Here is a 20783-nt window from a genome sequence, read left to right as displayed (position 1 = left end):
TATAAATAAATACTATCATGTTGTTTTTTGCTCTATTTGAAAGAGAGAAAGCGATTCGCTTTGACGAATCGCTTTTCTTTTTATTACTTTTGGTACTCATACAAGGTTTGGCCCATGCCTCTCATATCTGATGCAGCAGAGCTGTCAGTAGTGTCTGTTGTATCTGAGGAATACTCACTGCTCGGTACCTCCACACAGTTTTCCTGTATCCACTCTGTAACTTCACTATTGCCTCCCATTCCTTGTCCGGATAGTAAGAAGTACTTAATTTCTCCTGCTTCTGCCATTTTTTCGAGCTCTTCTACTGTCGGTGCAGGATCAGAGCCGCCAAAACCACCCATTGCCATTACAGCATAGTCTGTGTTCAGCATGATGGAGTAAGCCGATTGAGCTCTCTGTACAGCAAGGAAGAATTTCTCGCCATTATAGTTGTCTTCTAAATAAGACATTAAGCCAGAGTCAATGCTTTCCATATCTCCTCCGCCGCCCATGCGACCCATTCCATCACTGCTATCATCATTTGTATCTCTACCAGGGAAACCAGATGGTGCTTCTCCAGCATCAGTCGGCATATTGCCCGACTGGATACTGCTTGGCATTTCGCCTTGCTGCATATTGCCACCAAAGGCACCCATGCCTCCGCCACCGCCGCCTGGTCCGCCCATTCCACTAGTTGGTCCAGCAGTTGGTGTAGACTCATTGCCAGTCTTTGTGATGGTAATAGCTGTCCAATATATTGGCAGTACTAATAATGCCAATATACTTATCACAGCAATTGTCTCCTTAATAGACGCACTTGATTTTCCTGCAATCAAGAGCATGAACAGGACAACACCTAATATGATGCCAACCCACATCCAAATGATCGAAACAGATGAGCTGTTTTGATAAACAATTAACGCCTCGAAAAAGAAAGTGACAAGTATGCCAACAGGAAGCAGCCAGCTTTCCCATCCCTTCTCTTCCTTATAGAAATCCCATAATGTTGTAAAGCCGATACCGACAAGTGCGGCAATGGCAGGTCCCATCATACTCAAGTAATAATGATGGTAAAACAATGCGATGCTAAAGAATACGAACATAGGTGCAAGCCAGATGAACCAGAATGCAGCAAAATGATGCTTCATTGTATACTTTCTTGTTTTAATGAAGGACACGAATAGCCCTATGATTGCAAATAATACGAATGGGAGCAGCCAGCTGATTTGGCCAGATAACTCGCTTTGGAATAAACGAAGCGGTCCTGCTTCCCCTGTATTAAACATGCCAGATTGACTTGAACTGCCACCGTCCCCTTGCTGCCCACCACTAGGCATAGATGGAAGACCTTCCTCACTTGTACTTGAACTGCTGTTTGCTGATGTACTAGCATCATCTGTTTGCGTTTGTGTCTGAGCTTGCGGTGCTTGTGCACTTCCACCGCCTCCCATGCCAGAATCTTGACCAGTTAATCGCGATAGGCCGTTATACCCGAAGGCAAGCTCTAACACTGAATTTGTTTCACTTCCACCCATATACGGTCTTTCGCTCTCAGGAGTCATATCGACGGCAAGTGCCCACGACAATGATATAACAAGAAGTAATAGCGTTGATGCCGCTAAATGAATGATTTTTTTCCAGATTTTTATTTCTCTTGTTGCAAAGAAATAATAAAATGCAAATGCAGGCAATACCATATATGCTTGCAGCATTTTCACGTTAAAGCCAACACCAACAAGAGCAAAACTTAATAGCAGCCAACCAAGCTTTTGCTTTTCAACAGCTTTCATTAACGCCAAGGCTGCCGTCATTAATGTGACAATCAAAATACTGTCAACATTATTCGTTCTGACAACAGCTACAAAAATCGGGGAGCAAGCCAGGACTAAACTAGAAATAAGCGCTGCTGCTCTACCGAATTTCGGCTTAACCATGATATATAACAGCCATACAGAAATAACCCCTGCCAATGCCTCAGTCAAAAGAAGTACGAAGTCATTAAAGCCAAAAATCTTGGCAAAAATCGCTTGAATCCATAATGCAACTGGAGGTTTATCAACAGTAATAAATCCAGCTGGATCGAAGGAAACAAAGAAAAAGTTATGGAAGCTTGTCAACATACTTTTCACAGCTACAGAATAATAAGAATTCGTGCCAGCATTCTGCAGATTATAGAAGTTTAATCCAGCAGAAAACAGCAATATAGCGATTAAAAGGATATCAAATCTTCCCTTTGTCCATTTTTTCATATTTTTCTCCATTCTTTTTTATCTTGTATTTTGGTTAGCTCCGTTTTTTCCTTTGTAAAAACCAGCATTTTCGTTCCAATAAAATTAACAATTGTCCCAATTGCCGTCACTAATAATTTACTTAAGAACAAGTTCATGCCTTGCTTTGTATAAAACAAATCAAGCAGGTACAAAGTGATGGATAATGTCACAACATTAACAGCTAAAAACCGCATAAACTCACCCATACTAGCCTTCTTTGTCTGTTTAAAGGTCCAAGTTCTGTTCACAAAATAACTATTTAATAGTCCGCATGAATAGGAAAGAATTTGAGCCACGAGAAAATTTGCTCCAACACTTGTTAAAATCGCATAAACAATGAAATCAATGATTGTATTTAAGGACCCTACAAGGCCAAACTTAATAAAAACTAGCCATTTCTTCATTTCAGCACAAACGGTTTAGCTGATGACTGTTCATGCTGATAAATGTCCTTGACGATATAAAGCGGCCTGTTTTTTGCTTCGTCATATATACGTCCGATATACTCACCAATAACACCTAGCATCATTAGCGTAATCCCGCTAAAGAACAGTTGGATAACAATTATTGATGACCATCCCGTAACAGTCGTAGTCGTAAACAGCTTTTGATAAAGGACAATCAGCATATACACAAAGCCTATTAAAGAAAGTGAAGCACCTAAATAGTTGGCTAGCTTCAATGGCTTATAAGAGAAGGATGTTATTCCATCTAGTGATAATTTAAGCATCCTTTTTAACGGATATTTCGTTTCACCGGCAAATCTTTCATCCCTCTCATACTCTACAGCCGTCTGCTTAAACCCTACCCAGCTAACAAGTCCTCTAACAAAACGGTTTTTTTCGTGAATATTATTCATTTGATCGCACACTTTTCGGTCAATCAGACGAAAATCTCCTGTATCAATCGGGATATCAATTTCTGTCATGGCCCGTAATGTTTTGTAGAATGCTGATGCGGTCTGTTTCTTAAAAAAGGTTTCTCCCTTTCTCGCCGTGCGTTTTGCATATACAACATCATAGCCTTCCTTCCACTTTTGAATCATTTCGAGAATAAGCTCTGGCGGGTCTTGGAGATCTGCATCAATGATGACAATGGCATTCCCTGATGCATAGTCCATACCAGCTGTAATCGCAATTTGGTGGCCGAAGTTTCTGGAGAAATCAACAATCTTGATTGTTTTGTCCTGCTCACTTAGCTGCAGCAATATATCCACAGACCTGTCTTTGGACCCATCATTGATGAACAGCAGTTCATAGTTTCCATCTGAACTCTGCATCACTGTTTTAAGTCTTTCATACGTATGTTCAATTACTTCTTCCTCGTTATAAACAGGAATAACAATAGAATAATCTATTTTTTCGTTCGTCATGAAAATCACTCTTCCTTTCTATAATTAGCAACTTCGAAAGATGATCCGAATGGAATAGCTTGATTCTAGCGAACGTTTCTTAATTAATCCTTAACTTATTAACAATATCTAGAAATAAAAAAAAGGCTCTATGCATGCTGTTTTTCCATGCATAAAGCCTTTTTTGTGTGTTAAATAACCTCAGGTAATATAAAGTAATTTCTTAATTTACTGTCCACATGTGCTTGCCATTGGTCTAAAGATACGCCAAGCTCATTAAGCAGCTTATAGGCATTTACCCATGCACTCATTTCAGCATTCACCCTGTAAGACCAGTCATTCAACCATTTATCATAATCTAAATCCCCATTAACATAATCTATAACATGGCCAATTTCATGTGCCAGTGCGTATGTATTTTCCAATGTAATTAAGAAAGGAATTGTTATATACATATTTGCATTAAAGCTAATTTTCTTATCTGCGTTATAAACGACCTTGCAGCCAAGCTGTTCTGCCTTTGCTACAACTTCCATAAATTTATCAATTGTAATCATAAATTTAATCATTTCCCCTTTAAGTAATGTCTATATAATTCGTATAAATTAATTAATTACCAAACATTTCCGTATAAATATTTTAGACTAATATGTTTATAGATAGTGAAATCGGCTATATAACCAATGTACAATTTATTAACTAAAAATTCTAAGGAGTGATTAACATGGCAGACAACAAAATGAGTCGAGAAGAAGCAGGTAAAAAAGGTGGACAAGCAACTTCAAAAAATCACGATAAGGAATTTTATCAAGAAATTGGACAAAAAGGCGGAGAAGCTACTTCCAAAAATCATGATAAAGACTTTTATCAAGAAATTGGGAAAAAGGGCGGAGAAGCCACTTCCGATAATCATGATAAAGAATTCTATCAAGAAATCGGCAAAAAGGGCGGAGAGGCTACTTCCGATAATCATGATAAAGAATTCTATCAAGAAATCGGCAAAAAAGGCGGAGAAGCCACTTCCGATAATCATGATAAAGAATTTTATCAAGAAATTGGTCGAAAAGGCGGCAACTCCACAAATAACAACAACTAATATTAGAATTATAACAAATTTGCAACTAAGAATAAACCCAAATGCTTTTGCATTTGGGTATTTCTTTATACCGGATATTTTGTCTTATGGTCTGCGATAATCTGAATATTACCTGCCTCTGTTTTTTCTATTTCGGCATCTGATGAGTAATACCAGGTTTTCTCGTTTTCGCCAACAACAAATAAATTTAATTCCTCTTTGAAAGCCAATAAGTTATCTAGCTCCTCTTGCTTGGCACCAGCAGTAATTATCCATTTTTCACCCTCTGGTGTGATAGTGTAATCATCCGTTTGTAAAAACAGTCTGCTTCCAATAGCATGGCGAATCATCAGCATTAAAGATCCCCTCCTGGTAAATCAATCAGCATGAAAAAGCAGTCTTCCTCTGCTTTAATATGCAAGGAAGAGAGATTTGTAATTCGAGCTGAGTCTGGTTTCCCAATGAGGTGTTCGTTGTCCAGATATGCCGCTCCACTAATCACATACACAAGAATTCCCCTGTCCTCTTCCTGATTGAAATCAAGAGACTTACCTTGCTCCAGCTTGGATAAATAGATTGTTACATCTTGATGGATCATTGCTACTCCAGCACTTGCAGAAGGAGCTACCACTGGCAAGAGCTGGTTTGTTAACTGATTTACATCAAATTTCACATCTTCATAGGACGGAGGAAGTTGTTTTGTGTGTGGGAAGAACCACAGCTGTAAGAATCTCCCCGGCTCTGTTTCAGATGGATTTATTTCGGAATGAAGGATTCCTGTTCCTGCTGTCATTCGCTGCACCTGACCAAATTCAATGACACCACTGTTTCCTAAGCTGTCTTCATGTTTAAGCTGTCCTGTAATCGCAATCGATACGACTTCAGCCTCTCTATGTGGATGTATTCCAAATCCTTTATTAGGCTGAATCGTATCATCATTTAATACGCGCATCGGACCAAAACGAACATTGTCCGAATCATAATAATTTCCAAACGAAAAGCTGAAATGACTTTCTACCCAGTCATTGCTTGCAGAATGGCCGTCCTCTTTCTTAAACACGTTAATCATTTAATACACCTCTTATCACCTTGGATTATTTATTACCTGCTAACCAAACGGCTGCTGCATCAACTTCTGATCTAGTCAATTGATGACCGTAATTTTCCCAATGCACCTGAACACTTGCACCAGCTCCTTCGAGCAGCTCTTTCAGCTCCTCTGATTCACTTCTCGGGCAAATTGGGTCATTGGTGCCTGCAGAAATAAAAACAGGAACCCCATTTAAATCAGGCAATTCCATACCTCTTAACGGAACCATTGGATGGTGAAGAATCGCACCTTTCAGACTGTTTGCATAATGGAATAAGATACTTGCTGCAATATTTGCTCCATTTGAATAGCCGACTGCTATAATATTATTACGATCAAAGCCGTACTCATCTGCACTGCTGTCAAGAAAGTCATGAAGCTCCTTTGTCCGCTCCTTCAAATCCTCTATATCAAAAACCCCTTCTGCTAACCGGCGGAAAAAACGGGGCATACCATTTTCTAATACATTTCCCCTTACGCTAAGTACCGATGATTGTGGACTAATTAATTCTGCAAGTGGCAGCAAGTCCGTTTCTGTACCTCCAGTTCCATGGAGTAGTAATAATGTTGGCATTTGCTCATTTGTACCTTTTTTAAAGATATGCTTCATATTTATCTCCTATCTAAGACATGATAATGCCTTTTATTTTGGTCTAGTAATGGTGAACAGCTCTCCAAGCTTACTGTAGTCATTTCCTGCAAGTCTGCTGACAGGCTTCAAAAGATGTGGATTAATTCTTCCATCCTTATATAAAGAATCCTCAATATGGAAGCAGACGGCTCTGCCCAAAATCAAATCACATGTTACAACACCATTATCATCCTTCATTTCTACGATTTGCTCGAGTTTACATTCTATCCGTATTTTTGCCTCCTTGATTCCTGATACAGAAATGACAGAACTTTCAGCAAGCGTTAAGTTCGCAAGCTCAAGCTCACTTTCATCTGGAGGAAGGCTTGAAGCAGTTTCATTAATTGCTCCAATATTGTCTTCATCACAAATATGGATAACAAATTCATTGTTCTCTTCTATATTTCTCGCTGTATCCTTTTGTTGGCCACCCTTTCTTTGAACAGCAACAGACAAAATCGGAGGATCAGAGGATACAATATTAAAGAAGCTGAACGGTGCACCATTTATAACACCATTGCTCCCTTTAGAAGTGACAAACGCAATCGGTCTAGGAATAACGCTTCCGATAAAGAACTTATACACTTCCTTAGCAGAAAGTGTACTTGGATCAATTGTTAACATACGATTCCTCCATTCTTTGACAAGCAGAAAACATAATTTTCTTGATTTTTTATTTTATCTTGAATTCGAGATAATCATACTACTTATAAATACCTTCTGTCAAGAATGAGTCGTTTATTCTAGTAAAAATAAAGAAAATTACACTATTTTTTCCTATTATATTTTGCTATCATTAATTTGTATAATTTTTACTCTGTTTCCACCAGAAAAACTACTCATTTAGACCTAATTTAATGACTTTTACCTATTACAATTACACTATATTTTAGATAAAATAAGGTATATTCTTAGAGTCTAGAAAAATAGCTTCTATTGTTAAAAGAGAGAGGGAAATAGTGTGGGAATTTTAAATGAAGGAGAGTTTATAGAAACAGTACATTTTAAGGGCTTACAAATATCTTTAATTGCAGCAGGTGACGGAACTGAAGTAATCTATCATAAACTGCAACAAGGATCTAGTTGGGCAATGGGTCCCGAAGAAGGTTGGGAAGGATTAGAGTATTTCTATATAATTTCTGGAAAATTACTTTACCAGAGAGATGGTAATTCGATTGAATTAAATCCTGGACAATCTTTTTATGGAAGTCCTATTAAGGTATATACTATTTTCTATGCTGAAGAGATAACGGAATTTATATATGTAACAAGTCAACCAGTGTTTCACCACTATAGCCAACTTTCAAAAGATTTATTTGAGCTTACAATATCTATTGAAGAAAAAGACGGATATACAAGAGATCATTGTGAGAGAATTAAGGATTATTCGATGCTTGTTGGGGAGACACTCAGTCTTAACACTAAGCAGACAGCCCGTTTAAATCTATCTTCTTTTTTTCATGACCTCGGAAAAGTCAAAGTTCCGTTAAATATATTACAAAAGCCAAGTAAACTTACAGAAGAAGAATGGGAAGTAATGAAGCTTCACACAACATTCGGACGTGAATTATTGGAAGAAACCAGAATTCCATTTCTTCGAGAAGTTGGAGTAATAGTAGAACAGCATCACGAAAGATATGATGGAAAAGGCTACCCTAAGGGACTAAAGGGAAACGAGATTTCAATTGAAGCTGCCATAATAGCTGTAGTTGATTCCTTTGATGCGATGACGACAGACAGAGTCTACAAAAAGGGTAAATCGAAGGAGGAAGCCTTCGAGGAAATATTAAACAACAAGGGTACTATGTATCATCCACTTGTGGTTGATGCTTTTATAGAACTAAAAGATACTATAGAAAATTATTAAGAGGAGAGAACATCATATGAAAAAACTAGTATGGAGCTTACTAGCAGTTATTTTAATTGTTTCTTTGCAGGTAAAGCCTGCAGAAGCAGCTTATTTTCCAGAATATGATAAATATGTGGAAGTGACATATGATCAAGCACGACAAATTGCTGACCTATTAGGAATGAAGAATATTCCGCTTGGTGAACAAACAGCAAAACGCACTTTTGACGCACAAGAAAAAATCATCGCTAAAATTGAAAAAATTACTGGTAAAGAGTTCGATCATTATTATATTTGGCTGACTGTTGACGGAGTACCTGTTATTGGCATCGATCCTCCGCTTCCTTTAGCATAAACCAAAAAGGACTTCGGGAAAAATCCGAAGTCCTTTTTTATTTAATTTAAACAAAGTGATAAAGTAGTTTTATCCATCCAAAAAAGGAAATCCACAGTGGTACGCTAAGTAAGACGCCCCATTTCAATCCAGTAAAAAATTTCGCTTGTTCTTCCATGCCATCCACCCCTTATTAGTAAGTGAGACCAGAATTAATGATTAGCTTACATTCATTATATACGAAAACGCTTTCATTATGTCTGTATTTATTATTAATATGACCCATTTTTTTGTTAAATAAACATCTATACCTATATTTAGCTTGTAATGGTGCTTCTTACCAAATATATCGGCCTAGCCATTTCTTTTGTTAATAGGTCTTTTTCTCTATTGAGTGAAACTTTTATTTTTTTCTTTTATAATTGGAAAAGAAGCAATTACTATATTTTTTATTTTTTAATGTTTTGTTCATTATTTATTCATAATTACCTAGTAGAATAAATTTATGTTAAGAGTTTCCCCTCTTAAAATATATTTTTTGATCCAGCTTTTAAGAAAAGCTGGATCCTTTTTTTATTTAAAGCCAAAAAAACGAACATCTTTGATGATGTTCGTTTCTACTTACTTATTTGCTTCTAAACCTATATACGCAAATTGGCTGAAGTCAAACAGCCCTATATCAGTTAGTTTTAAGGTAGGAATAACAGACAAGGATAAAAAGGAAAGAGTCAGAAATGGATTAAAGCTGCTTTTCCCTCCAAGTTGCATTACTTGTTCGTTGAGTGCATTCATTTGCTGGTACAATGTTTCATAGCTTTGATCTGATATAAGACCTGCTATCGGTAATGGTAGGGAAGCAATTAATTGGCCTTCGGCGACTGCAGTGATGCCTCCATTAATATTTTTTAACTCCTCAATTGCAAGCATTATATCCTCATCATTTGTGCCAACTGCCACAATATTATGCGAATCATGGGAAATGCTAGTGGCAATTGCTCCTTTTTTGAAGCCAAAGCCCTTTACAATTCCACGTCCAATATTTCCAGTACGATGATGCCGCTCTACTACAACCAGCTTTAGTAAATCTTCTTCTACAGAAGGTTGAAAGATTCCGCCCTCTACCTGTACCTTCTCTATTAAATGCTCTGTCACAATACTGTTTGGTATAACTCCAATTACATGGCAGCTATCGGATTGCAGTGGCAGCTGCAATTCTTCTAGCTTAAATGGTGCATAATTTAATGCGGGAAGATTGGAAGCTTCGTATGTCTGCTCTTTGAACTGCTCTAATTTCAGGTTGCCGTCTTCCACAATACATTTTCCGTCTTTATAAACTTGCTTTATGGAGAGATCCTCAAGACTGTCAACAATTAAGAAATCTGCTTTATAGCCTGGTGACACAGCACCGATTCCTTCCTGCTTATAGCATTCAGCAGTATTAATTGTCGCCATTTGAATGGCTGTAATGGGATTAAGTCCTTCCTTTATAGCTAAACGAACGCAATGGTCCACACTGCCCTCATGTAATAAATCATCGATTAGTTTGTCATCTGTAACAAACAGGCATCTGCGGGCGTTTTTTTCTGTAACGACTGGCAATAATGCTTTTAAATCTTTAGCGACTGTACCTTCCCTTATCATTAGGTAAAGCCCTAAATCCAGCCTGTCCTTGCCTTCTTTTAATGTCGTTGCTTCATGATCATTTCGTATACCGGCAGCACTGTAGACATTTAAGCTCTCCCGATCAATTCCCGCAGCATGACCGTCTATAATTCCATTGCTCATCTTTGTGAGAAGAAGCTTACTGACCATATCAGGGCTAGTGTTATAGACTGACGGAAAATCCATTACCTCTGCTAAACCAAGGACACGCTCATGCTTGAAGAATGGAGCCAAGTCATCTGCATACAAAGCGGCCCCGTTACTGTCATTCGGCACGGCAGGCACACAAGAAGGAAGCATAACACGAATATCCAGTGGCAAGCCTTCTGATTGGTCCAACATATATTGTATTCCCTTAGTTCCGGCAACATTAGCTATTTCGTGGGGATCCGTAATCGCAGTTGTGACACCGTGCAGCAGCAGAACCTTTGCAAATTCCTGTGGTGTGAGCATGCTGCTTTCAATATGAACATGGCCATCAATCAATCCAGGAATAATGAACTTTCCTTTTGCGTCAATGGAACTCATTCCTTCGTAATCACCAATTCCTGCAATCGAGTCATCAGATATAGCTATATCTCCCTCCATCAATTCTCCTGTAAATACATTTACTATGGAAGCATTCTTTATGACAAGGTCTGCCTTCTCCCTTTTTGCTGCTATTTTTAGTCTCTTTTCATATTTACTGCTCATACGTTTTTATGCCCCCTTCTTATTTTCACTTGCTTATTCCTATATGTATCTTTGTTACTTTCCATCATTAACGTGTTTTTATTGGAAAATGATTTTGCAAATGGTATGGAAGAGTATGTGCTGGGTTTAATTGTTCAAACTAGAGGAGAAATGGTATTTCATACCGTTTTGAGATTATTTTTACTATTGTATTATAGTTCAAAGCAAGTTTCAAATTCTTTTTCGCAGGGTATAACGCATTATCATATTTTCATATTGTTATATTTTTTTATATTTTCCAATTCAAATAACATCAATTATGTTATTATATTTACGAAAAGATATTAATCATGCATTTATTTATTACATAATGTTCGTTAATACAGAAGGGAGAAAAGCAGATGGTTTATAAAGAAATAATTATTGCAATGTGCCGGTCTGGCATACTTGGTTTTGGAGGGGGGCCTTCGGTTATACCTCTTATTCGTTATGAAGCAGTGACAAAATTCAAATGGCTTGATAATGATGAATTCGGTGAAATTCTGGCGATTGCCAACACTTTGCCAGGGCCAATTGCGACCAAAATGGCAGCATATCTTGGTTATCGCCAAAAAGGCATTTTGGGAGCTATCGTATCAGTACTTGCCCACATTTTACCGACATGTCTGGCAATGGTCGTATTGATTTCATTCATCAACGTTGTTAGCCATTCAGCAGTCATCACAAGCATGGTGTCTGCCGTCATTCCTGTTATTGCCGTTATGCTTGGCTTAATGGCATATGAGTTTGCGGAGAAAGCAATCAAAGGGTTAGGAATATATGTTGGTGTAGCCTTAACATTAATTTGTCTGTTTTTACTGCAATACATTTCCATTCATCCTGCTATTGTCGTTTTAATATTTTTAACTTATGGAGCATTTCATTTCAACCTTAAAGATCGAATTTTCCATAAAAAAGAAAGAGGCATGTAAATATGATATTAATCAGCATCTTTTTAAGTTTCCTATTATCTAATATATTCGGCTATGGTGGCGGTCCAGCTTCGATTCCTCTCATGTATGAAGAGATTGTTAATCGGTACAATTGGCTTTCAAATGCCGAGTTCTCCAATATGCTAGCACTTGGTAATGCCCTTCCCGGTCCAATCGCAACAAAAATAGCCGCATATGTCGGTTTTGGAATTGGCGGATGGTGGGGCTTTATCGTAGCTTTAGCAGCAACTGTTATACCATCTGCTGCTGCCCTTATTTTTCTTGCTAATATCATGAGTAAGCATCGTGATTCAAAAATAGTGAAAGGAATGGCACTTTTAGTTCAGCCTGTCATTGCGGCATTAATGATAATCCTTACATTTGAAATGCTGCAAGACTCCTATATTTCGTTAGGATGGATTCAAACAGCTGCTATCGCGGTGATTTCCTTTGCCTTACTACAGAAGTTTAAGGTTCACCCTGCTATTGTTATTATCTTAGCCTTTGCATATGGCGGCATTGTTGTACCCCATTTAAGTTAGAAAGGAACAGACCTAAAATGACAAATGGACATGAACTGACGCCAAGTAAATTAGATCAGATTGATCATGCAATAATGTCATTATTGCATGATAATGGCAGGATTTCCTACACAGATATCGGAAAGGAAGTCGGGATATCAAGGGTAGCAGTGCAAATGCGAATCAATGCAATGGTGGAGAATGGCATAATTGAAAAGTTCACAGCTGTTATTAATCCTGTAAAAATCGGCAAGACGGTGTCTGCTTTCTTTAATATTGATGTGGAACCAAAGCATCTTGAGGAGGTAGCTGAATTATTGGCAAATGAAGCCGCTATAAGCAGCCTTTATCATATGACAGGGCCAAGTAAATTACATATGCACGGAATTTTTGCAGACAATCATGAAATGGAGCAATTTTTAACTAATAAATTATACGCTATCCAAGGTGTTGTCAGTGTCGATTGCCAAATGCTCATTAAAAGGTATAAGAGCAGGATGGGAATGAAGCTATAACAAGGTAAATGAAAAAAGCAGGGACTTTAGTCCCTGCTTTTTTCATTTACCTTCTGCTAATTTAAGATATTCCCAAACATCTGCCCAACTGTATACTCTGTCATAGGAAAGATTCTTATTATACGATTGGTCCTTCACTAGCAGCTGAACACCAGTTTCTGCAAGTGTATCCAAAACAGCAGGCTTATCATCCATATAGTAATCAAGCCCAAGATTTTGGATAACGTCAATTTTCTCATGATCAGCCATCCCGCAGAAAAAGTGATCATCCTTAACAGGAAAGCCCTGTTCTTTCATCCATTCCTTTGTACGTTCCGCAAACACCTTGTTTCTTGCTGTAATATAATAAACTTCATGTCCATTAGCTGTCAGCTTTTGCAGAAATTCAACTGCACTTGGATATGGGGGACAATCTGTAAAATATATCTCTTCACTTAAAGAGTTCCACATATTTTTACCTTCTCCGCCATCTAGACCAAACGGTTCATGTATTTCTACTGTTTTTAGTGCATGAAAATGATCGACATGCACATCCTTATGCAGTTTTTTATTATATAAATGAAAGGCATGCTCACGTAAACTAATCAATGTATCATCTATATCAAAACCGAACTTCATTATATGCTTCCCTTCCAATCAATTAACAACCACAGCTGCTGCGAGAAAATGGTCCTTAAAGGTCGCTTCTCTGCGAAGCTGCTCTTCCTGTACCTTTTCTACCTCTGTTTTCCGGACAGCCTCGTATATCTTTAATAAATCCATCGAATCATTCTGGAGAAGAATCCGTTGTAATAATTCCGCCAGCACCTCTGCATCCTTTAGGGAACTGTTAAGACCAAATGCTCCAGTTGGACTCATTGTATGTGCTGCATCTCCTAATAAAATTACATTATTATTGATCCATGTTTTACTTTTCGAGCTTTCCACCTTCAAAAGTACGAAATCCTTCCATTCCTTAATATGTGAATGCACTGACTCCTCCAGCTCTGGAAAAGCAGATAAAAGCTGGTCCGTAAAATGAGAGAAGGATCCTTTACGAAGTGCAGGAAAACTTCCCTCCTCTATATTCCAGCCAATTTGGATAAACCCTCCGTATTGTGTGAAAAGGGCAAGCTGGCTGCCTTGGACTAGCGCCATTTTAATCGCAGGTTCCCAATTAGATGGTGCAGGAATTTTTGCCCACAGCAAATCATAGCCATGCTTAATTGCCTCAACAGGGAAATCCCCTTTTTTTCTTATCGTTGAAAATCTTCCGTCTGCGCCAACAATGATTTTGCTGTTAACAACGGTTTCAACACCGTTAATTAACGCAATTACACCAGAATAATCTCCCTTTTCAGTCCGGATTAGCTCCTTGACAGCACTATCCATTTCCAGTCTAAACGCAGCGCTCCTTGATGATTCCTCCAACAGCAGCTTCAGCAGATGCTTTTGTGGAACATGTATGCCAGTATGTCCGACTTCTGGGTGGGGATGGATGCTTTTGACTACTTTACCATCTGCTATATAATCAACTTGGCTCATGCAAAGAATGCCTTTTTCCTTCAATTTGGAAAAGAGTCCAGCACTTTTGAGGACCTGCTCTCCCTCCTCATTCAAGTGCTCTCCTCGAAATTCTTTATCCACATCATGATGCCGTTCAAGCAGGATAGTCGAGACTCCTGCTTTACTCAACAAATAAGCCAGCATTGCCCCACCAGGACCTGCACCTACAATACAAACCTCTGCATTCAGAACTGTCATTTCCCCATCCTCTTCCCTTAATCTTTCACTGCTGGTTAACCAGCCGGGTATGCGAAAACTTTTAAGTCTTCTCCTACCTTTTCTACTGTTTCAAACCTCAATTGAACAGCCTCATCGACTGTTTCCACGTCTTCCCCTCTAAAAGGAGTATAGGAGGATTTTCCGCCTAAAATCTTTGGTGCAATGTAAACAATGTATTTTTGAATAAGGCCATCTCTCATGAAGCTTGCATTCACTTCACTGCCACCTTCAAGCAGGATATCTGTTATCCCCTCTTCATACAGTCTCTTCATTGCTTCCTTCAGATCAAGCCTTCCCTCATCAGACACCTGAATGATTTTAACGCCCTTCTCTTTTAATGCCGAAGCCTTTTCATGATTGATATCTAGTCCTGTAACAATGATCGTTTGAGCTTCAGAGCAATCTGCCACATTTGCATCAATTGGCGTTCGTAGCTTGCTGTCTAAAATAATCCGAATTGGATTTTTTGCAGGCAGGTCTAATCGAGTCGTTAATCTTGGATTGTCAGCTAATACCGTTCCTACACCGACAAGGATTGCATCAACTTCATTGCGAAGATAATGCACCTCTTTCCTGGCTTCCTCCCCTGTAATCCATTGACTGTGACCTGTATAGGCCGCAATTTTGCCGTCTAATGTCATGGCAACCTTAGAGATAACAAATGGAGTTTGTGTGATCATATTGTGCATAAAGCGCTCATTTAGCTTTTTTGCTTCCTCCTCAAGCACACCAACCTCCACTTCGATACCAGCATTCTTGATAATGCCAATGCCCTTGCCAGCAACAGACGGATTCGGATCCTGCGCTGCAACTACAACTCTTTTCACACCAGAGTCCTTCACTAAATTTGCACATGGTGGTGTTTTCCCGTAATGGGAGCATGGCTCCAATGTGACATAGAGTGTCGCGCCTTTCGCATGCTCACCAGCCATCTTGAAGGCATGAACCTCTGCATGGGGCTCACCTGCTTTCCTGTGCAGACCAGAACCGACAATAACGCCATCCTTAACTAAGATTGCACCGACTACTGGATTCGGATTTGTTTTCCCCTTAGCAGTTTCTGCAAGGTCCAATGCCATTTTCATAAAATCATGATCAGTTTTTATCATCATTCTGCTCCTCAAAAAGTCACAATTTCTTCTTGTAATGGGATATGTCCGGATTTCATGACCTTCGTATCTAAATACTTCTCATTAAATTCTGATCTGTCTCCCCAAAGAGGAACATTTTCTTCTGCAGTTAATCCGAGCTTTTTCAATGCTTCCAGCTTTTTCGGGTTATTAGTAATTAATTTAACAGGCTTTGTACGCAATGCTTGCAGAACACTGATTGGCTCTTCATAGCTTCTTGTATCATCAGCAAAATCAAGGGCATGATTTGCCTCTACAGTATCCATGCCTTCTTGTTGAAGCAGATAAGCTAATGACTTAGTGAATAGACCAATTCCTCGACCTTCATGGTTTGCCAAGTAGAAAAGTGCTCCGCTGCCGTTATCAACAATCATCTTCATTGACTGGTGCAGCTGGTACCCACAATCACAGCGTTTGCTTCCGAATATATCCCCTGTATGGCAAATGCTGTGCATGCGGATTAGCGTTTCATCTATATGTTCAAAGTCTCCATATACTAGTACTGATGACTGCTGGTACTCAGCAAGATTTAATGAAGGCAAGCTCTTTAGAAGCTCCTCTTTTGATTGTTGCTCGGTAATCGGCAGCCATGTATACCATTGGAATGTTACCACTTTATCCTCAAGCTGAACGGGCAGCTTAACAGGCCCAACTAAGCATAATTTCTTGTCTTCCTTGAAAGGTATCATATTCATTTTATTTTGAAGAAGATCAATTACTTCTTTTTTCATATTTAAGTCTCCTTTGAAATTCATCCATCTTAATTTGCATCATTTAATGATTTTTAAACAAACCACTTACTATATGTAAGTAAGTATATATATACAAGAAGATAGCGTCAAGTAATTAATTTACCTATTTTTTCGACGCTGGTCTCTTAACGTACAGAAAGTGATAATTATTATCATAAAGGAATATCTTTTTTTGTACAAACAACTTTTTTTCACTCTAAAATAAGAAAGGACAAATGGTACAATAGAAAGAACCAGCTATCTTTTTACTTATTTTAAGTTGTGTGGTTTAATAGTAAAATCTCGATAGGAATTTAATACTTTTATTCACTTTTCCAACTCTTCCTTATAAAAAGAATAGGAGGCACTTCGTTTGAAAGAGAAAGAAAAAAAAATAATAGACTCTGCGCTAAAGCTTTTCGCGCAAAAAGGATATTCCTCCACCTCCATTCAAGAAATAGCAAATGATTGCGGAATATCCAAAGGTGCTTTTTATATATATTTCAAGTCGAAGGATACATTATTGTTTGCTATCCTTGATTATTATTACAAGGAATTAGTAGAGCTATTTGACAACATCAAACATAAAGACATTACAGCAAAAGACAAGCTGGTTGAACAAACATCAGCCTTTTTTGAACATGCCTTAAAACATAAAGACTTCATTATCATGCAAACACGCGAGCAGGCAATTCCGCTAAATGATTCCATTAAGCAATTAATAATCCAAATGCAGACAGATATTAGAGAATTTTCTTTAGATTACTTACTTGAATTATACGGAGAAAAAACTAGTCCCTTTCACTTGGATTTACAGATCATGTATGAAGGATTGTTGCAGTCATTTTTGAGGCTTCTGCTTCATGGACAGATTGACATGAGTGCAATGAATCTGTCTCAATATTTATGGAGAAGAATGGATTCAATCGTGGATGGGATATCGGGCGACACCCCTATCTTCACAGAAGCCAATTTACACAAATTACTGCATAAGCCGAAAATCGATTTTCTGGCAGAAAATACGGAAAAAGTAATCGATATCCTTAATCAAATCCGCAAAAAAGCAGAAGGATATCCAGATAAGGATTCAATTGAAATTACATTGGACGTACTGGAATCGGAAATAAAAACAGACTCGCCTCGTAATCCTATTATCCAAGGAATGCTTTCAAACCTTGCAGGACATGACGAGCTGCAAGAATCAATTGAGAAAATCAAAAGACATTATTGCATTTCTCCCTTTACTAAGTGAACAGGCATTCTAATAAAAATCTTTCATTTAATTATGAAAGATTTTTATTTCGTCCATAATGAAATATATACATTTTATGATGGAGTGAAATATTTTGCCGAACACTGTACTCACCGCATTTCTACGTCTTCCGATCAGTATCAGAATTCTATCTATTGCAGTTTCCATTATTTTATTTTTCGGAATGGTCATTACGATAGTAGAGCCTGACAACTTCCCATCCTTTTTTGAAGGAGTATGGTGGGCAATTATCACAGCATCTACAGTCGGATATGGGGATTACTCTCCTACTACAATAGTAGGAAGAGTGACAGGCATGCTGCTTATTCTCACTGGAGCAGGTTTTTTATCAACGTACTTAGTGACATTAGCAACAGCAGCAGTAGCCAGACAAAATGCCTTTATGGAAGGAAAATCAGCTTATAAAGGACAAGATCACATTGTTATTATCGGATGGAATGAACGTTCTAAGGCACTGATTCAATCCATCTCTAAGGATGGTAAAAAAGCAGTCATTACACTTGTTGATGAATCGCTCTCTCAAAATCCAAGCCCTGAGTCCCTTCATTTTATTCAAGGGAACCCAAATATTGATGCAACGCTTCTTCGCGCTAATATTTTGAAGGCAAGCAAAGTCATTATTACTGCTGATCAAAGTAAAGACGAAATGTATGCTGATATGAATTCCATTTTGACATTGCTCGCTATAAAAGGTTTAAACCCTGCAGTTCCTTGTATTATTGAAATTTTGACTGTAGAGCAAGTAACGAATGCCAATCGCGCTGGCGCTGATGAAATCATTCAAACAAATCGACTGTCAAGCTTTGTCATGCACAGCAGTCTTAATTCTCAAGATACAATGATTGCCTTCCTTGATTTGTTAGGAAATTTCAAAGATAAAAGATTACAAATTGTCCCACTTGGAGAATGGAAGAACGAGGAAAGGCTTGATTTCGCTGCTCTCAGTTCGTATCTTCTTCTTGATGACAAACTTTTATTAGGGGTAAAAAGAGGCAGTCAATCTTATATTAAGCCAGGTGCATCCTTTATGGTGGAAGAAAAAGATGAGCTTATCCTGATAGCCGGATTTTAGTATGCATAAAAAAACAGCGCTCTAAAAATTAGCGCTGTTATGCATTAAATTACTTTTTTAAGTATGTTTTACATGCTTCCATACATTGCAAGCAAATATCTGCACAATATTGGCAATGTTTATGATCATGCTTTTGGCATTCCTGGGCACACGCTTCACAAACCTTCAGGCAAAGCTCAGCAAGTTCCTTCGCATATGGAGATTGGCGGATAATTGCTTGTTCTAAGTTGGAGCAAAACTCCATGCATTCCCGGTCTAAGCGAATACAATCTATCATCATATTTGATTCATCTTCAGCAAGACATTCATTCAAGCAGTGATTAGTTGCTATCATGCATTCCTGTAAAGCCCTTATTAATGTCTGATCCTGTTCTACTAACATTCATATCCCTCCTAAAACAATTATGAATTATAGTAGTTATTTATCCTTAATTCTCTTTCTAAAAACATGAAAATATAAAATGCTGGAAACGAAAAGGACAATCCTTTATATGGATTGTCCTTTTCAATTGATTAATCTCTTATTTTAAACGGCTCTCAAGTTCTGCTTTTTTCTCTTCGAAGCCTGGTTTGCCAAGCAATGCGAACATATTAACTTTATATGCTTCAACACCTGGTTGGTCGAATGGGTTAACTCCAAGAAGGTATCCGCTGATTGCGCATGCTTTCTCGAAGAAGTACACTAAGTAACCGAAAGTGTATTCATCCATTTCAGGAATTGTAACGATTAGATTTGGCACACCGCCATCTGTATGTGCAAGAAGCGTACCTTCAAATGCCTTGTTATTTACAAAGTCAACAGTTTTACCTGCAAGGTAGTTTAAGCCATCAAGATCGTTTTCTGCTGCTTCAATCGTTAATTCATGACGAGGCTTGTCCACTTTAACAACTGTTTCAAAAATGTCGCGGCGACCTTCTTGAACATATTGCCCTAATGAGTGCAAATCAGTTGAGAAGTTAGCGGAAGACGGATAAATACCTTTTTGGTCTTTTCCTTCACTTTCACCGAACAGCTGTTTCCACCACTCAGAGAAATATTGAAGTCCTGGCTCATAGTTGATAAGCATTTCAATTGTTTTGCCTTTATTGTAAAGGACATTACGTACTGCAGCATATTGGTATGCAGCATTTTCACTTAATTCTGAAGAGCTGAAGTCTTCACGAGCAGCTGCTGCACCCTTCATCATTTTCTCAATATCTGCACCACTAACTGCGATTGGAAGCAAACCTACCGCTGTAAGGACAGAATAGCGTCCGCCAACATCATCAGGAATAACAAACGTTTCAAAGCCTTCTTCAGTAGCAAGTGTTTTTAATGCACCGCGCGCTTTGTCAGTTGTTGCATAAATTCTTGATTTAGCTTCCTCTGCACCGTATTTCTCTTCCAATAGCTTGCGGAAAATACGGAATGCAATTGCTGGCTCTGTTGTTGTACCAGATTTAGAAATAACGTTGATAGAGAAATCCTTATCACCTAAGAAATCAATAACATCGCTCATATATGTAGAGCTGATGTCTTTTCCGATGAAGATGATTTGTGGAGTTTTTCTTTTATCCTTAGATAAAGCATTATGGAAGCTGTGGTTCAGCATTTCGATTGCTGCACGTGCTCCAAGATAAGATCCACCAATTCCGATTACAAGCAAAACTTCAGAATCGTTTTGGATCTTTTGTGATGATTTTAAAATACGGGAAAATTCTTCTTTATCATAATCAACAGGAAGATCAATCCAGCCTAAGAAGTCGCTTCCTGCTCCAGTTTTTTCATGTAAGGAATGATGAGCAACTTTAACCGCATCAGATAAGTATGTAATTTCATGTTCTCCAAAAAAGCTTAATGCCTTTGAGTAATCAAAACGAACGTGTGTCATAAATGATCCTCCATTATATTTA

Annotated in this window: 23 protein-coding genes; 8 read left to right on the top strand and 15 right to left on the bottom strand. The window is 38.2% G+C overall.

The window, feature by feature from the left end; all coding sequences use genetic code 11:
- Positions 1 to 83: 83 nt before the first annotated feature.
- The 4 genes from NQZ71_RS06225 to NQZ71_RS06210 all read right to left on the bottom strand — a co-directional run bounded on the left by NQZ71_RS06225 (position 84) and on the right by NQZ71_RS06210 (position 4169).
- Entirely contained in the window at positions 84 to 2228 is a 2145-nt protein-coding gene (locus NQZ71_RS06225) for a glycosyltransferase family 39 protein (RefSeq protein WP_317011526.1), read from the bottom strand.
- Positions 2225 to 2653, bottom strand: a complete 429-nt coding sequence (locus tag NQZ71_RS06220) for a GtrA family protein (protein WP_260055958.1) — start codon at positions 2651 to 2653, stop codon at positions 2225 to 2227. Before NQZ71_RS06220 ends, NQZ71_RS06225 begins: the two co-directional genes overlap by 4 nt.
- Entirely contained in the window at positions 2650 to 3621 is a 972-nt protein-coding gene (locus NQZ71_RS06215) for a glycosyltransferase family 2 protein (protein ID WP_260055957.1), read from the bottom strand. The genes NQZ71_RS06220 and NQZ71_RS06215 overlap by 4 nt, the downstream gene beginning before the upstream one ends.
- Before the next feature lie 170 nt (positions 3622 to 3791).
- A complete protein-coding gene (locus NQZ71_RS06210) occupies positions 3792 to 4169 on the bottom strand; it encodes a type III secretion system effector protein (protein ID WP_144453467.1) in 378 nt (125 codons plus the stop codon).
- Between the two features lie 155 nt (positions 4170 to 4324).
- Between NQZ71_RS06210 and gsiB the strand changes: the two genes are divergently transcribed.
- Positions 4325 to 4696 carry a glucose starvation-inducible protein GsiB gene (gene gsiB / locus NQZ71_RS06205; RefSeq protein ID WP_127737964.1) on the top strand — a complete coding sequence of 124 codons (372 nt, stop codon included), beginning with the start codon at positions 4325 to 4327 and terminating at the stop codon, positions 4694 to 4696.
- A 65-nt stretch (positions 4697 to 4761) separates the two neighbouring features.
- On the opposite strand, the gene NQZ71_RS06200 is transcribed toward gsiB, so the two are convergent.
- Genes NQZ71_RS06200 through NQZ71_RS06185 form a run of 4 tightly spaced genes read right to left on the bottom strand, consistent with a single transcriptional unit; the run spans position 4762 to position 7020 of the window.
- A complete protein-coding gene (locus tag NQZ71_RS06200) occupies positions 4762 to 5031 on the bottom strand; it encodes a hypothetical protein (protein ID WP_260055955.1) in 270 nt (89 codons plus the stop codon).
- Positions 5031 to 5744: a pirin family protein gene (locus NQZ71_RS06195; protein WP_317011525.1), complete on the bottom strand. Its 714-nt coding sequence runs from the start codon at positions 5742 to 5744 to the stop codon at positions 5031 to 5033. Before NQZ71_RS06195 ends, NQZ71_RS06200 begins: the two co-directional genes overlap by 1 nt.
- A 25-nt stretch (positions 5745 to 5769) precedes the next feature.
- The gene (locus NQZ71_RS06190) at positions 5770 to 6375 is read right to left on the bottom strand and encodes an alpha/beta hydrolase (protein WP_260055954.1); all 606 of its coding nucleotides are present in this window, start codon (positions 6373 to 6375) and stop codon (positions 5770 to 5772) included.
- A 33-nt stretch (positions 6376 to 6408) separates the two neighbouring features.
- Positions 6409 to 7020, bottom strand: a complete 612-nt coding sequence (locus tag NQZ71_RS06185) for a flavin reductase family protein (RefSeq protein WP_317011524.1) — start codon at positions 7018 to 7020, stop codon at positions 6409 to 6411.
- A gap of 337 nt (positions 7021 to 7357) precedes the next feature.
- Here NQZ71_RS06185 and NQZ71_RS06180 point away from each other — a divergent pair, with 337 nt between their 5' ends.
- Together NQZ71_RS06180 and NQZ71_RS06175 are read left to right on the top strand one after the other, a co-directional pair.
- Positions 7358 to 8263, top strand: a complete 906-nt coding sequence (locus NQZ71_RS06180; protein ID WP_317011523.1) for an HD domain-containing phosphohydrolase — start codon at positions 7358 to 7360, stop codon at positions 8261 to 8263.
- Between the two features lie 16 nt (positions 8264 to 8279).
- Positions 8280 to 8600: an 8-amino-7-oxononanoate synthase gene (locus tag NQZ71_RS06175; protein WP_317011522.1), complete on the top strand. Its 321-nt coding sequence runs from the start codon at positions 8280 to 8282 to the stop codon at positions 8598 to 8600.
- A 600-nt stretch (positions 8601 to 9200) separates the two neighbouring features.
- Here NQZ71_RS06175 and ade read toward each other — a convergent pair.
- Positions 9201 to 10934 (bottom strand): adenine deaminase, encoded by a 1734-nt coding sequence (gene ade, locus NQZ71_RS06170; RefSeq protein WP_317011520.1) that lies wholly within the window; start codon positions 10932 to 10934, stop codon positions 9201 to 9203.
- A 380-nt stretch (positions 10935 to 11314) separates the two neighbouring features.
- On the opposite strand from ade, the gene NQZ71_RS06165 reads away from it, so the two are divergent.
- The 3 genes from NQZ71_RS06165 to NQZ71_RS06155 are packed head-to-tail and all read left to right on the top strand — an operon-like array spanning position 11315 to position 12920.
- The gene (locus tag NQZ71_RS06165) at positions 11315 to 11884 is read left to right on the top strand and encodes a chromate efflux transporter ChrB (RefSeq protein WP_144453482.1); all 570 of its coding nucleotides are present in this window, start codon (positions 11315 to 11317) and stop codon (positions 11882 to 11884) included.
- 2 nt (positions 11885 to 11886) lie between these two features.
- Positions 11887 to 12426: a chromate efflux transporter ChrA gene (locus NQZ71_RS06160; RefSeq protein WP_317011519.1), complete on the top strand. Its 540-nt coding sequence runs from the start codon at positions 11887 to 11889 to the stop codon at positions 12424 to 12426.
- Positions 12427 to 12443: 17 nt separating this feature from the next.
- On the top strand, positions 12444 to 12920 hold the full coding sequence (locus tag NQZ71_RS06155; RefSeq protein WP_275009267.1) for a chromate efflux transcriptional regulator ChrS: 477 nt from the start codon (positions 12444 to 12446) through the stop codon (positions 12918 to 12920).
- Positions 12921 to 12962: 42 nt separating this feature from the next.
- Here NQZ71_RS06155 and NQZ71_RS06150 read toward each other — a convergent pair whose 3' ends face one another.
- From NQZ71_RS06150 to NQZ71_RS06135, 4 genes are read right to left on the bottom strand one after another with little or no spacing between them, the layout of a single operon-like run.
- Positions 12963 to 13538, bottom strand: a complete 576-nt coding sequence (locus tag NQZ71_RS06150; protein ID WP_144453487.1) for a 5' nucleotidase, NT5C type — start codon at positions 13536 to 13538, stop codon at positions 12963 to 12965.
- 18 nt (positions 13539 to 13556) lie between these two features.
- The gene (locus NQZ71_RS06145; RefSeq protein WP_275009266.1) at positions 13557 to 14663 is read right to left on the bottom strand and encodes an FAD-dependent monooxygenase; all 1107 of its coding nucleotides are present in this window, start codon (positions 14661 to 14663) and stop codon (positions 13557 to 13559) included.
- Between the two features lie 35 nt (positions 14664 to 14698).
- Complete coding sequence (gene ribD / locus NQZ71_RS06140; protein WP_186303971.1) at positions 14699 to 15793, bottom strand: bifunctional diaminohydroxyphosphoribosylaminopyrimidine deaminase/5-amino-6-(5-phosphoribosylamino)uracil reductase RibD; 1095 nt, start codon at positions 15791 to 15793, stop codon at positions 14699 to 14701.
- 11 nt (positions 15794 to 15804) lie between these two features.
- Complete coding sequence (locus tag NQZ71_RS06135) at positions 15805 to 16545, bottom strand: GTP cyclohydrolase II (RefSeq protein WP_144453491.1); 741 nt, start codon at positions 16543 to 16545, stop codon at positions 15805 to 15807.
- Between the two features lie 373 nt (positions 16546 to 16918).
- Here NQZ71_RS06135 and NQZ71_RS06130 point away from each other — a divergent pair, with 373 nt between their 5' ends.
- Together NQZ71_RS06130 and NQZ71_RS06125 are read left to right on the top strand one after the other, a co-directional pair.
- Complete coding sequence (locus NQZ71_RS06130) at positions 16919 to 17797, top strand: TetR/AcrR family transcriptional regulator (protein ID WP_317011518.1); 879 nt, start codon at positions 16919 to 16921, stop codon at positions 17795 to 17797.
- Between the two features lie 94 nt (positions 17798 to 17891).
- Entirely contained in the window at positions 17892 to 18890 is a 999-nt protein-coding gene (locus NQZ71_RS06125; protein ID WP_317011517.1) for a potassium channel family protein, read from the top strand.
- Positions 18891 to 18939: 49 nt separating this feature from the next.
- On the opposite strand, the gene NQZ71_RS06120 is transcribed toward NQZ71_RS06125, so the two are convergent.
- Entirely contained in the window at positions 18940 to 19272 is a 333-nt protein-coding gene (locus NQZ71_RS06120) for a four-helix bundle copper-binding protein (protein ID WP_144453496.1), read from the bottom strand.
- A 139-nt stretch (positions 19273 to 19411) separates the two neighbouring features.
- Positions 19412 to 20761 (bottom strand): glucose-6-phosphate isomerase, encoded by a 1350-nt coding sequence (locus tag NQZ71_RS06115; RefSeq protein WP_127737981.1) that lies wholly within the window; start codon positions 20759 to 20761, stop codon positions 19412 to 19414.
- Positions 20762 to 20783: the final 22 nt, after the last annotated feature.

This window comes from Niallia taxi, assembly GCF_032818155.1.
Classification (GTDB): Bacteria; Bacillota; Bacilli; order Bacillales; family Cytobacillaceae; genus Niallia; species Niallia taxi_A.
This window is presented reverse-complemented; position numbering and strand designations above follow the sequence as displayed.

Excerpts from the sequence above, each read along its gene's own strand:
- NQZ71_RS06225 (WP_317011526.1), bottom strand. The coding sequence starts at position 2,228 with ATGAAAAAATGGACAAAGGGAAGATTTGATATCCTTTTAATCGCTATA.
- NQZ71_RS06220 (WP_260055958.1), bottom strand. The coding sequence starts at position 2,653 with ATGAAGAAATGGCTAGTTTTTATTAAGTTTGGCCTTGTAGGGTCCTTA.
- NQZ71_RS06215 (WP_260055957.1), bottom strand. The coding sequence starts at position 3,621 with ATGACGAACGAAAAAATAGATTATTCTATTGTTATTCCTGTTTATAAC.
- NQZ71_RS06210 (WP_144453467.1), bottom strand. The coding sequence starts at position 4,169 with ATGATTAAATTTATGATTACAATTGATAAATTTATGGAAGTTGTAGCA.
- gsiB (WP_127737964.1), top strand. The coding sequence starts at position 4,325 with ATGGCAGACAACAAAATGAGTCGAGAAGAAGCAGGTAAAAAAGGTGGA.
- NQZ71_RS06200 (WP_260055955.1), bottom strand. The coding sequence starts at position 5,031 with ATGCTGATGATTCGCCATGCTATTGGAAGCAGACTGTTTTTACAAACG.
- NQZ71_RS06195 (WP_317011525.1), bottom strand. The coding sequence starts at position 5,744 with ATGATTAACGTGTTTAAGAAAGAGGACGGCCATTCTGCAAGCAATGAC.
- NQZ71_RS06190 (WP_260055954.1), bottom strand. The coding sequence starts at position 6,375 with ATGAAGCATATCTTTAAAAAAGGTACAAATGAGCAAATGCCAACATTA.
- NQZ71_RS06185 (WP_317011524.1), bottom strand. The coding sequence starts at position 7,020 with ATGTTAACAATTGATCCAAGTACACTTTCTGCTAAGGAAGTGTATAAG.
- NQZ71_RS06175 (WP_317011522.1), top strand. The coding sequence starts at position 8,280 with ATGAAAAAACTAGTATGGAGCTTACTAGCAGTTATTTTAATTGTTTCT.
- ade (WP_317011520.1), bottom strand. The coding sequence starts at position 10,934 with ATGAGCAGTAAATATGAAAAGAGACTAAAAATAGCAGCAAAAAGGGAG.
- NQZ71_RS06165 (WP_144453482.1), top strand. The coding sequence starts at position 11,315 with ATGGTTTATAAAGAAATAATTATTGCAATGTGCCGGTCTGGCATACTT.
- NQZ71_RS06160 (WP_317011519.1), top strand. The coding sequence starts at position 11,887 with ATGATATTAATCAGCATCTTTTTAAGTTTCCTATTATCTAATATATTC.
- NQZ71_RS06155 (WP_275009267.1), top strand. The coding sequence starts at position 12,444 with ATGACAAATGGACATGAACTGACGCCAAGTAAATTAGATCAGATTGAT.
- NQZ71_RS06150 (WP_144453487.1), bottom strand. The coding sequence starts at position 13,538 with ATGAAGTTCGGTTTTGATATAGATGATACATTGATTAGTTTACGTGAG.
- NQZ71_RS06145 (WP_275009266.1), bottom strand. The coding sequence starts at position 14,663 with ATGACAGTTCTGAATGCAGAGGTTTGTATTGTAGGTGCAGGTCCTGGT.
- ribD (WP_186303971.1), bottom strand. The coding sequence starts at position 15,793 with ATGATAAAAACTGATCATGATTTTATGAAAATGGCATTGGACCTTGCA.
- NQZ71_RS06135 (WP_144453491.1), bottom strand. The coding sequence starts at position 16,545 with ATGAAAAAAGAAGTAATTGATCTTCTTCAAAATAAAATGAATATGATA.
- NQZ71_RS06120 (WP_144453496.1), bottom strand. The coding sequence starts at position 19,272 with ATGTTAGTAGAACAGGATCAGACATTAATAAGGGCTTTACAGGAATGC.
- NQZ71_RS06115 (WP_127737981.1), bottom strand. The coding sequence starts at position 20,761 with ATGACACACGTTCGTTTTGATTACTCAAAGGCATTAAGCTTTTTTGGA.